Origin of the sequence: Corynebacterium sp. A21, from assembly GCF_052266655.1 — a bacterium.
In the GTDB taxonomy this organism is placed as follows: Bacteria; Actinomycetota; Actinomycetes; order Mycobacteriales; family Mycobacteriaceae; genus Corynebacterium.
Genome location: NZ_JBQPQY010000007.1, coordinates 63,651 through 75,000 on the forward strand (window position 1 = coordinate 63,651; position 11,350 = coordinate 75,000).

Sequence of the window (11,350 nt, forward strand, 5' to 3'; positions counted from 1 at the left end):
TTCACTGCCCTCCGGCCTGGATAGCAGTCACGGCCACGGTGTTGACGATATCGGGCACGGTGGCGCCCCGGGAAAGATCATTGACCGGCTTGTTCAGCCCCTGGAGGATCGGGCCGACCGCCAGTGCGGAACCGGTGCGCTGTGCGGTTTTATAGCCGATATTGCCGGACTGCAGGTCTGGGAAGATGAAGACATTGGCGTTGCCGGCGACCCGGGAATCGGGCATCTTCTTCTTCGCCACACTGGGATCCACGGCGGCGTCGAACTGCAGCGGGCCATCCACACAGAGGTCCGGGTTGATGCGGCGGGCATGCTCGAGGGCTTCGATGGTGGCCTCAACATCCGGGCCGGCACCGGAGAGTCCGGTGGAGTAGGACAGCATGGCCACCCGGGGGTCGATACCGAACTGGGCGGCGGTCCGGGCGGAGACCACCGCGATCTCACCCAGCTGCTCAGTGGTGGGGTTCGGGTTGACCGCGCAGTCCGCGAAAGCCCAGAGCCGGCCGCGCAGGATCATCAGGAAGATCGAGGAGACCACGGAAACATCCGGGGCGGTCTTGATGATCTGGAAGGAGGGCTTGATGGTGTGCGCGGTAGTGTGTGCGGCGCCGGAGACCATACCGTCCGCCATACCTCGGTGGACCATCATGGTGGCGAAGTAGGAGATATCCTTCATGGTCTCCCGGGCCTCATCGAGGGTGATGCCCTTCTTCTTACGAAGCTCAGCGAACTCCACCGCGAACTCCTCCAGGTGCGGATCGTGGAGGTGGTTGATCACGTGGGCGTTGTCCAGGTTCAGACCGAGCTGCTGCGCCCGGTTCTCAATGGCATCCGGATCACCCAGGATGGTGATCTCACAGATATGACGCTCGAGGAGCCGGTCCGCCGCCAGCAGGATGCGGTCATCATCACCCTCGGGAAGCACGATGTGGGCCTTGGCCCTGCGGGCGCGCTCCAGCAGGAAGGACTCGAAAACCGGCGGGGTGATGATCTCCGGCGACTCGATCTTCAGCGATTCCCGAACCCGCAGCGTGTCCGCCAGTTCAGCGGCCGTGAAGGCGCCGGCCACCGTGGCGTGCAGGCGCTTGGCCTGGGCCTGCGCCAAGTCCACATGGGAACCGGGCTGGTCGACCAGCAGCACCAATGGCGCGCCCAGCGCACCACCGACCTCGCAGTCGAAGCTGAGGTTTCCGGAACTGAGGATCAGTACCGGTCCTGCGGAGAGTGGCTTCGAACCATAAATATCGCCGAGATCCGGCTCCACCTTGGTGAGATCGAGGATGCCGGCGAGGCCGAGACTATCGGCGAAGGCCTTGACATCAAAGCCGTCGAGGCTGCGACCGATGGCGCTGAGTACGACGGCACTGGGTGCGACCGGGCTGGGTTGGACTGACATGCGGTCCCTTTCTCTATGGGGTTTCCCTGCAAGGTTAACGAGCCTATTGTGCACGCCTTCGGCGCACGGTTGTGCCGGAGGGCACATTCATCATTGAAATGTGATTAATGCTAACCCTACCTTTGCAGCCGCGACCTTTCATTACTTCTGGCCTGCAAATTTTTGCGACTGTTTAAAAGTGCTCCCTTAACAAGGATTTCGCCGGGTGTCCGAAGCTGCCGCGAGGTGAGCGCTGCGCGCCGGGTGGAATGCAGGACACCACCGACTATCTTGTCGCCACGATGACCCAAACCGTCCTGCACTCCTCACCACCGCAACACCACCGCAACACCACCGCAACACCACCGCGGAGTCCGGCAGAAATCCGCCTCGCGGGCTGCGATTCTCGACGGCCGCCAGGCTGTGGGGCTGCAAGACTGCAGGATAAGCGGCGTCCAGCATCCCTGAGCCCACAACCAGATCGGGCGCTGAGCTGCGCGCCACTGCGCACACCATCAAGGGTATGCGCGCCGCTGCGCACACCCATGCGCCTGACCTTATTGCGCAGGCGCGGCACCTGACCCCCAAGATCATCTTCTGATATCTGAATCGTGCCCAGCAGCACATAAATCGGGCGTCGATCACCCAGGCCCCCTATAAGGGTGACCTTTCATCCCCTCCACAGGCAACGTAGACTGGCTATATTCAGCCCCACGTCAGAACAGGATGCCCCTCACCATGTCACGACCCATGCGTGTCGCCGTTGTCGGTGCCGGCCCCGCCGGAATCTACGCCTCAGACCTTCTTATCAAGTCTGACACGGAGGTCAGTATTGACCTGTACGAGCGCATGCCGGCCCCCTTCGGCCTGATCCGCTACGGTGTCGCCCCGGACCACCCGCGCATCAAGGGCATCATCAAGTCCCTGCACAATGTGCTGGACAAGCCGGAGCTGCGGCTGTTGGGCAATATTGAGATCGGCAAGGACATCACCGTTGCGGAGATGCGCGATTACTACGACGCCATCATCTTCTCCACCGGCGCCACCGCTGACCGCCATCTGGCTATCCCGGGCTCGGAGCTGCCGGAGTTCTACGGTGCCGGCCAGTTCGTCGGTTTCTATGACGGCAACCCGGACTTCGCCCGTGATTGGGACCTCTCCGCTGAGAATGTCGCCGTGATCGGCGTGGGTAACGTTGCCTTGGACATCGCCCGCATTCTGGCCAAGACCGCCGATGAGCTGCTGGTCACCGAGATTCCGGACAATGTGTTCCAGAACCTCTCCCAGAACCGGGCGAAGGTGGTCCACATGTTCGGCCGCCGTGGCCCGGCCCAGGCGAAGTTCACGCCGAAGGAGCTCAAGGAACTCGATGACTCCCCCACCATCGAGGTCATCGTCAACCCGGAGGACATCGACTACGATGCCGCCTCCGAGGAAATCCGTCGTTCCTCCAAGTCCCAGGACCTGGTCTGCCAGACCCTCGAGCAGTACGCCATGCGCGAGCCTTCGGATGCCCCCCACAAGCTGCACATCCACTTCCTGGAGTCCCCGGTTGAGGTCATCGGTGAGGATGGCCACGTCACCGGAATCAAGACCGAGCGCATGGAGCTGACCGGCGACGGTAATGTCCGTGGCACGGGCAAGTTCACCATCTGGAAGTCCGAGGCCGTCTACCGCGCCGTCGGCTACCGCTCTGATGCGATCAATGATGTCCCCTTCGATGATGAGAACGCCGTGATCCCCAATGATGGTGGCCGTGTCCTCGATCTGGAGTCTCGGGAGCCGGTACCTGGCCTCTACGCCACCGGCTGGATCAAGCGTGGCCCGATCGGCCTGATCGGCAACACCAAGTCCGACGCCAAGGAGACCACCGACATCCTGCTGGCCGATTGGAGCGCCGGTATGCTTCCCGAGGCTACCAAGCGGGCCTCCGAGGACGTGACCACCATGCTCAAGGAACGCGGCATCGCCGTGACCACCTGGGATGGCTGGTACCGGCTTGATGCCGCGGAACGCGCCCTCGGCGAGGCTGAAGGCCGCGAGCGCAAGAAGATCGTCGAGTGGGATGAAATGCTCCAGCACGCCGGCCCGGAATATGAGATCTGAAATCCTCGGGGGTAGTACCATCCGTCCCCAAAAACACATTCTGAGCAGCCCTGAAATCCGCTTTGGTTTAATTGGGCGGGGGGTTTACACTTCTCGCCCATGACAATCTTCTATGCGGTTTCCAACCTCGCGGATCTCTCTTCGCTCGAGGTTCACCGACTCTATAAGCTGCGCGTGGACATCTTCGTCCACGAGCAGCTCACTGCCTACGCGGAAATTGAAGACATCGACGCCGCCGAAGGCACCATGCATGTCCTCGCGTGGAATGCCGCCAAGATCAACGGCGAAGTTTCCCGCGAACTGGTGGGTGCCTCCCGTCTCCACCTCGACACCTTCGCCGGGGATGAGGTCGTCCGGCTCGGTCGCATCGCCGTGACCAGCACCGAGCGAGGCACCGGCCTGGCCGCTGAGCTGATCGAGAATTCGCTGCGCTTCGCCGCCGAGCGGGCACCGGGCAAGGATGTCATCATCTCCGCCCAGTCCCCGCTGCAGTCCTACTATGAGGGCTACGGCTTCGAGGTCTGCGGTGAGGCCTTCGATGACTCCGGGGTGGCCCACCTGCCGATGAAGCTGAACGGCGCGATCCTGACCGAGCGTTTTCCGGCCCTGGCTGCCATCTAGTCCTGCCCCTCAGCCGCCCTAATTGGTGGCTTCCAGCCGCATGGCCCGGGCCGCCGTATCGGCGTGTTCCCGGGCTAGTTCTGCGTTCTCCGCCGTCGCCAGGGCCACGCCCATGCGACGCCCGGGGTAGGCTACCGGCTTGCCGAAGAGCCGCACATCCGCTTCCGGCACACTCAGTGCCTCGGCCAGACCGTGATAGGTCACCGGCCCTTCCTCATCGATGGCCCGGATGACGCTGCAGGCACCCGGTGAAATCAGGGTCACATCGATCGGCAGTCCCAGGATCGCGCGCACGTGGAGATCAAACTCCGAGAAACGCTGCGTTGCCAGGGTGACCATGCCGGTGTCGTGCGGCCGCGGGCTCACGGCTGAGAAATAGACATCCTCGCCGGCCACGAACAGCTCGATATCGTAGACCCCTCGCCCGCCGAGCGCATTGCTGATCCGCGCGGCCACGGAACGCGCATTGTCCAGCGCGGCCGCGGGCATCGCGATCGGCTGCCAGCATTCTGCCAGGTCACCATCATGTTGGACGTGCCCGATGGGTTCGCAGAACCAGGTCGCGGCCTTGCCGGTCTCGGGGTCGATGGAACGCACCGTGGGCAGAGTGATCTCGTAGTCGAAGTCGATGAATCGTTCCACGATCACGCGGTCCGCGGCAATGCGGGCGCCCTCGAAGGCATGCTCCCAGGCTGCCGCCAGCTCTGATTCATTGTCCACCACGGACTGCCCCCTGCCGGATGAGCCGTAGACCGGCTTGATCACGCAGGGAAAACCGACCTTATCGACGGCCGCGACCAGCTCGCCGTACTCGGCGGCGATGGCGTAGGCGGAGGTCGGCAGGCCAAGCTGCTCGGCTGCCAGGCGACGGATCGCCTCCCGGTCGCGGGCCAACTCAGCGGCCTTGGCATTGGGGATCACCGTGGCGATCTCGGCCGCCTCGATCTCGGCGAGCACCGAAATCGCGACCGACTCCAGTTCCGGGATAATCAGATGCGGTCGGACCTGCTCCACCAACTCGAGAATGGCGGCCGGGTCGCTGAGATCAACAACATGTCCCTCGTGGGCGACCTGGTGCCCGGGGGCATCGTGGTAGCTGTCGACTGCATGGACCTCCACGCCCAGTCGCTGGAAGGAGATTGCGATCTCTTTTCCCAGTTCACCGGCTCCCAGCAACATCACCCGGGTCGCGGACGCCGAAAGCGGGGTGCCGATGTGGTCGGGGGTATACACGGTTGTTCAGATCTCCTAGACGCGGAAAGTGGGTTTCGCTGATTATCGCACAGCAAGGCCCGATCTCCCTGCCCCGCCCGCGCGGAGGTACTGGTCCTATCCGCGGCTTCCACCTGTCCTAACAAGTCCTGCAGCCAGCATATTCTGCGGCTAACGTGGGGTAGACCCACCGAGTTTCTGAGCATTGGAGGCCCCATGTCAGTTCAGCAGATTCTGTCCGATCTCGATTCCACCAGAGAAACACGGGAAGCACTGTACAAGCACTTCCACCAGCACCCCGAACTTTCCCTGCAGGAGCACCAGACCGCCGCCAAGATTCAGGAGGAGCTCGAGGCCTATGGCATCGAGGTCATCCGCATCGGCGAGACCGGCGTCGTGGGCGTGATCAACAACGGTGAGGGCCCGGTGGTCGCGATGCGCGGTGATATCGATGGTCTGCCGATGGCTGAGCGGTCCGGCAAGGATTACGCCGCCGAGGGGGTGACCCAGGTTGATGAGAACACCGGCGTGGAGACCCCGGTCGCCCACTCCTGTGGCCATGACGTCCACATCGTCTCCCTGCTGGGGGCCGCCCAGTTCCTTAACGCCCACCGTGATGCCTGGGCCGGCACCTTCCTCGCCGTCTTCCAGCCTGCCGAGGAGAACGCCGCCGGAGCCAAGGCCATGGTGGCCGCCGGGATCGTCGATAAGCTGCCCAAACCCGATGTCTACCTGGGCCAGCACGTGCTGGGCTCCCTGCCCGGCGGTTCCGTGGGCACCCGCCCCGGCGCGATGCTCTCCGCCGCGGCCTCCATCGAGATCACCATCCACGGCAAGGGTTCCCATGGTTCCATGCCGAACCTGGGGGTGGACCCGATCGTGCTCGGGGCCGCCATCGTCACCCGCCTGCAGACCATCGTCTCCCGGGAGATCGCCGCCCAGGAGACCGCTGTGGTCACCGTCGGCAGTTTCCACTCCGGCACCAAGTCCAACATCATCCCGGACTCCGCGGTGCTGCAGCTGAACACCCGCGCCTATGACACCGGTGTGGCACAGCACCTGCATGAGGCCATCGAGCGCATCGTGCGCAAGGAATGCGAGGCTTCCCGTTCCCCCAAGGAACCGGAATTCCGCTACTACGATCAGTATCCGCTGACTGAGAACCACGAAGAGCCGACCGCCAGGATCCGCGCCGCCTTCGACGACTACTTCGGTGAGAACTCCACCGATCTGGCCCCGATCCCGGCTTCCGAGGATTTCTCCATCATCCCCGATGCCTTCGACTCGCCCTACTCCTACTGGGGTCTCGGTGGTTTCGCCGATCAGGAGAACGCGCCGGGCAACCACTCCCCCTTCTTCGCCCCCGATATCCACCCCACCCTGGACCGCGGCCTCGAGGCCATCATCGTCGCCGCTTCCCCGTGGCTTGTTAAGGAGTCCTGATGACCACCGCCATCCCCAACAAGAACACTGAATTCAAGGGCAATGACGTTGCCCTGCTGGGTATCGTCCTGGCGGTCATCACCTTCTGGCTCTTCGCCCAGACCACCATGAACATCGGCCCGATGATGGCCGAGGACGTCGGCATGCCGATGTCCGTCATGAACATCGCCATCTCGCTCTCCGCCCTGTTCTCCGGCATGTTCATCGTGGTGCTCGGTGGTCTCGGCGATAAGTTCGGCCGCGTCAAGGTCGTCCTGATCGGTAATATCCTCAACATCATCGGCTCCCTGCTGATCGCCTTCGCCTTCGGTGATGCCGCCACCCCGATGATCCTCCTGGGCCGTATCCTCCAGGGGCTGGCCGCTGGTTCCATCATGCCTTCCACCATGGCGCTGCTGAAGGTCTACTGGGATGGCCCCGCCCGCCAGCGTGCGGTCTCCATGTGGTCCATCGGTTCCTGGGGTGGTTCGGGCCTGACCGCCATCTTCGGTGGCTTCATGGCCTCCACCGTGCTGGGCTGGCGCTCCATCTTCATCATCTGCGCCGTCGTCTCGGTCATCTCGATCCTGCTGATGCGCCAGATCCCGGAGTCCGCCCCGGCCGCCGGGCGCACCAGCAAGACCGACTGGGTGGGCATCATCGCGATGGCTGTTGGCCTGGCCGCCCTGCTCATCGTGGTCACCCAGGGTTCCGCGATCGGCTGGACCAACCTGATCACCTGGGCTCTGGTGGGTGTCTTCATCATCGCCTTCGGTGTCTTCATCAACACCGAGATGAAGATCGACGCCCCCTTCGTGAACTTCAATCTCTTCAAGAACACCGTGTTCACCGGTGCCACGATCTCAAACTTCCTGATCAACGGCACCGCCGGTGCCCTGACGGTCTCCCTCTGGGTATTGCAGGGTGCGGCCGGGATGTCCGCCGCCACCGCCGGTTATCTGACCGTCGGCTACGCCATCTTCATCATTGCCTTCATCCGGGTCGGCGAGAAGCTGCTGCAGCGCTTCGGCCCGCGTAAGCCGATGATGTGGGGCACCCTGATTGTGCTGGCCTCGATCCTGCTGCTCATGGCCACCCATACCCTGCAGTGGCAGTACCTGATCCTGGCTGCCATCGCCTACTCGCTCTTCGGTCTGGGCCTGGCCTTCTATGCCACCCCCTCCACCGATGCCGCCCTGACCAACCTGCCGGATGATCAGGCGGGTGCCGGTTCCGGTATCTACAAGATGGCTTCCTCCCTGGGTGCTGCCTTCGGCGTGGCCATCTCCGCCGCGATCTTCACCGCCATGTCCGCGACCGGCTTCGAAGCCATCGGTGCTGCTGTCGAGTTCTCCGGCCGCCAGGACAACCTCGCGGTCCGTGAGGCCGGTATGGTCGGCCTGGCCTTCAACGCCCTGATGGCGATCGCCGCCCTGATCTCCATCATCATCTTCATCCCGAAGCAGCAGAAGGACGCCGAGGCTGAAGATGAGCTGGTGAAGCCGCAGGCCAGCTAGTTTTCCTGGATCACCCGCGGTGTTCCCAGGCATCCGGGGCATGATCAACCACCTGAACCGGGGTGTCGCTCATGCTGCACAGCGGCCCTTAAACTTGGGATAAGAGCCTCACTCCACTCCGAAAGGGAAGCTGATGGCCGCCACCACCGAAGCGAGAATCCCGGAATCACCCCCTCCCTACGCCGGAAATGACCGGGCCCTACTGGGTCTGGTGCTCTCGGTGATAACCTTCTTCCTCTTCGCCCAGACCGCACTGAACATCGGCCCGATCATGGCGGCGGACACCGGGGTCTCCACCCCGACCATGAACACCGCGATCTCCCTGGCGGCACTGTTCACCGGCATGTTCATCGTGCTCGGCGGCAATCTGGGCGACCGCCTCGGCCGGGTGAAGATCCTGCTGTTCGGCCTGGTGTTGAGCATCCTCGCCTGCCTGCTGATCATCTCCGCTTTCGGCCCCCTGGCCAGCCCGATGATGCTGCTCGGCCGCGCCCTGCAGGGTGTCTCCAGTGCCTTCATCATGCCTACCAGCCTCGCCCTGCTCAAGACCTACTGGGAGGGGGCGCAGCGGCAACGCGCCATCTCCCTCTGGTCCATGGGTACCTTCGGTGGTTCCGGACTCTCGGCCATCTTCGGTGGCTATCTGTCCGGCACCGCCATCGGGTGGCGCGGCATCTTCCTCCTCTCGATCATCATTGCGGTGATCGCAGGTCTGCTGGTGCGCAGCATCCCGGAGTCCAGGCCCGCGTCGGCCGCCCACCGCAAGATGGATTATCTCGGCCTGGCCTCCCTGATGATCACGCTGCTCGCGGCACAGGTCCTGGCCGCCCAGGGATTCGTTCTCGGGTGGACCCACCCGCTGATTCTGGCGCTGATCGTGGTCACGGTCATCGGGTTGTTCGTCTTCATCCGTGCCGAGCGGGGCAAGGAAGATGCCTTCGTGGACTTCGGACTGTTTAAGGACCGCTCCTTCACCGGCGCAGTGATTGCGAACACCCTGCTCAACGCCAGTATCGGCGTCATGACGGTGACCCTGTGGACTCTCCAATTCGCCGGTGGGATGTCCGCGGCCTCAGCCGGATATGTCACCGTCGGCTACGCCGTCTGCGTGATCCTGTTCATCCGGGTCGGCGAGAAGATGCTGCAGAAGGTCGGCCCCCGCAAGCCCATGGCGCTGGGGGCCGGCATCATCTTCATCGCCATCATCATGCTGCTGCCCACCTCGCTGACGCAGGTCAGCTACATCGTCCTCGCCACCATCAGCTTCGCCTTTTATGGTCTGGGGCTGGCGTTCTTCGCCACCCCGGCCACTGATACCGCACTCTCCTCCCTGCCCGAAGAGAAGGCAGGATCCGGTGCCGGTGTGTTCAAGATGGCTTCTTCCCTGGGGGCGGCCTTCGGTGTCGCCCTCTCCTCCGCGATTTTCACCCTGGTCAGCAACACCTCTCTGCCCCTGATCGGGGAGTATGTGGAGTTCGTGGGCAATCAGGACAATGTGCTGATCCGTACCGCCGGGATGGTCAGCGTGGGGTTTAACGCGGTGCTGGCATTGGGTGCGCTGATCGCCATCCTGGTGATCATCCCCCAGCAGGGTCGAACCTTCAAGCAGTTGGATAACCAACCCCATCCGGCGCACCCGGAACAGCATCCGGGGCACTGACCACCCTGAGACCCGGCTCCGGGCACAACCGGGACGGGGCACCCGCCATGGTTCCGGCAGGTGCCCCGTCCTCTTGTCTCAGTGGAGTTCGCTGGTGTTACTGACCTTCCAGCACATCGTGGAGGACGATGGTCTGATCGCGGCCCGGGCCGACACCGATATAGGAGAAACGAGCTCCGGAGAGCTCCTCCAGGCGGCGGACATAGTTCTGGGCCTTCTCGGGGAGTTCCTCGAAGGTGGTGCAGCCGGTGATGTCCTCATCCCAGGCGGGCATGGTCTCGAAGATCGGCGTGGCGTGGTGGAACTCCGACTGGGTCATCGGCATCTCGTCATGGCGGACACCATCCACCTCGTAGGCCACACAGATCGGGATCTCGCCGATACCGGTGAGCACGTCAAGCTTGGTCAGGAAGTAATCGGTGAAGCCGTTGACGCGGGAGGCGTAGCGGGCGATCACGGAGTCATACCAGCCACAGCGACGCTTACGGCCGGTGTTCACACCGATCTCACCGCCGACGGTCTGCAGGTACTCCCCCCACTTGTCGAAGAGCTCCGTCGGGAAAGGACCGGCACCGACACGGGTGGTGTAGGCCTTGATGATCCCCAGCGAGGAGGTGATCTTCGTCGGGCCCACCCCGGAACCGACGCAGGCGCCGCCGGCGGTCGGGTTGGAGGAGGTGACGAAGGGGTAGGTGCCGTGGTCCACGTCGAGCATGGTGGCCTGGCCGCCCTCCATGAGGACGTGCTTGCCGGCATCGAGTGCGGTGTTCAGCACGAACTCCGAGTCGATCATCATCGGGCGGAGGCGCTCGGCGTAGCCCAGGAAGTACTGGACGATCTCCTCGGCGACAATCGCCTTGCGGTTGTACATCTTGACCAGGGTCTGGTTCTTCACCTCGAGGGCGGACTCAATCTTCTGGCGCAGGATGGACTCATCGAAGAGGTCCTGCACCCGGATACCGACGCGGGAGACCTTGTCGGCGTAGCTCGGTCCGATGCCGCGGCCGGTGGTGCCGATGGCCCGCTTGCCCAGGAAGCGCTCCTGCACCCGGTCCAGGACCTGGTGGTAAGGGGCCACGAGGTGGGCGTTGGCGGAGATCCGCAGGCGGGAGGCATCGGCACCGCGGGCCTCAAGCCCCTCGATCTCCTCGAAGAGCGCCTCCAGGTTGATGACCACACCATTGCCCAGGATCGGGACGGCGTTCTCGGAGAGGATGCCGGCGGGAAGGAGCTTGAGCTCATACTTCTCACCGCCGACAACCACGGTGTGCCCCGCGTTGTTGCCACCATTGGGCTTGACCACGTAGTCAACGCGGCCACCCAGAATGTCCGTGGCCTTTCCCTTACCTTCGTCGCCCCATTGTGCGCCGACAATCACGATTGCAGCCATTGGTTTACGTCACATCCGATCGCTTGTGTTCGTCATGCTGGTTGGCC

At 63.4% G+C, this 11,350-nt stretch carries 8 protein-coding genes; 5 read left to right on the plus strand and 3 right to left on the minus strand.

What is annotated here, in order from left to right; translation table 11 throughout:
- Position 1: 1 nt before the first annotated feature.
- Positions 2-1,396, minus strand: coding sequence for a phosphate acetyltransferase (gene pta, locus ACTU46_RS11145; protein ID WP_443381745.1), 1,395 nt, complete (start codon positions 1,394-1,396; stop codon positions 2-4).
- 717 nt (positions 1,397-2,113) lie between these two features.
- Between pta and ACTU46_RS11150 the strand changes: the two genes are divergently transcribed.
- A complete protein-coding gene (locus tag ACTU46_RS11150) occupies positions 2,114-3,481 on the plus strand; it encodes an FAD-dependent oxidoreductase (RefSeq protein WP_443381746.1) in 1,368 nt (455 codons plus the stop codon).
- A gap of 99 nt (positions 3,482-3,580) precedes the next feature.
- The gene (locus tag ACTU46_RS11155) at positions 3,581-4,102 is read left to right on the plus strand and encodes a GNAT family N-acetyltransferase (protein ID WP_443381747.1); all 522 of its coding nucleotides are present in this window, start codon (positions 3,581-3,583) and stop codon (positions 4,100-4,102) included.
- An 18-nt stretch (positions 4,103-4,120) separates the two neighbouring features.
- On the opposite strand, the gene purT is transcribed toward ACTU46_RS11155, so the two are convergent.
- The gene (gene purT / locus ACTU46_RS11160; RefSeq protein ID WP_443381748.1) at positions 4,121-5,335 is read right to left on the minus strand and encodes a formate-dependent phosphoribosylglycinamide formyltransferase; all 1,215 of its coding nucleotides are present in this window, start codon (positions 5,333-5,335) and stop codon (positions 4,121-4,123) included.
- Between the two features lie 195 nt (positions 5,336-5,530).
- Here purT and ACTU46_RS11165 point away from each other — a divergent pair, with 195 nt between their 5' ends.
- The 3 genes from ACTU46_RS11165 to ACTU46_RS11175 all read left to right on the plus strand — a co-directional run bounded on the left by ACTU46_RS11165 (position 5,531) and on the right by ACTU46_RS11175 (position 9,913).
- Positions 5,531-6,757 (plus strand): amidohydrolase, encoded by a 1,227-nt coding sequence (locus ACTU46_RS11165; RefSeq protein WP_443381749.1) that lies wholly within the window; start codon positions 5,531-5,533, stop codon positions 6,755-6,757.
- Positions 6,757-8,253, plus strand: coding sequence for an MFS transporter (locus ACTU46_RS11170; RefSeq protein WP_443381750.1), 1,497 nt, complete (start codon positions 6,757-6,759; stop codon positions 8,251-8,253). Before ACTU46_RS11165 ends, ACTU46_RS11170 begins: the two co-directional genes overlap by 1 nt.
- 133 nt (positions 8,254-8,386) lie before the next feature.
- A complete protein-coding gene (locus tag ACTU46_RS11175) occupies positions 8,387-9,913 on the plus strand; it encodes an MFS transporter (RefSeq protein WP_443381751.1) in 1,527 nt (508 codons plus the stop codon).
- A gap of 97 nt (positions 9,914-10,010) precedes the next feature.
- On the opposite strand, the gene ACTU46_RS11180 is transcribed toward ACTU46_RS11175, so the two are convergent.
- Entirely contained in the window at positions 10,011-11,303 is a 1,293-nt protein-coding gene (locus tag ACTU46_RS11180) for an adenylosuccinate synthase (protein ID WP_443381752.1), read from the minus strand.
- Positions 11,304-11,350 lie beyond the last annotated feature (47 nt).

Bases quoted from the DNA above. Each gene is read 5' to 3' on its own strand.
- pta (WP_443381745.1), bottom strand. From the start codon at position 1,396: ATGTCAGTCCAACCCAGCCCGGTCGCACCCAGTGCCGTCGTACTCAGC.
- ACTU46_RS11150 (WP_443381746.1), top strand. From the start codon at position 2,114: ATGTCACGACCCATGCGTGTCGCCGTTGTCGGTGCCGGCCCCGCCGGA.
- ACTU46_RS11155 (WP_443381747.1), top strand. From the start codon at position 3,581: ATGACAATCTTCTATGCGGTTTCCAACCTCGCGGATCTCTCTTCGCTC.
- ACTU46_RS11165 (WP_443381749.1), top strand. From the start codon at position 5,531: ATGTCAGTTCAGCAGATTCTGTCCGATCTCGATTCCACCAGAGAAACA.
- ACTU46_RS11170 (WP_443381750.1), top strand. From the start codon at position 6,757: ATGACCACCGCCATCCCCAACAAGAACACTGAATTCAAGGGCAATGAC.
- ACTU46_RS11175 (WP_443381751.1), top strand. From the start codon at position 8,387: ATGGCCGCCACCACCGAAGCGAGAATCCCGGAATCACCCCCTCCCTAC.
- ACTU46_RS11180 (WP_443381752.1), bottom strand. From the start codon at position 11,303: ATGGCTGCAATCGTGATTGTCGGCGCACAATGGGGCGACGAAGGTAAG.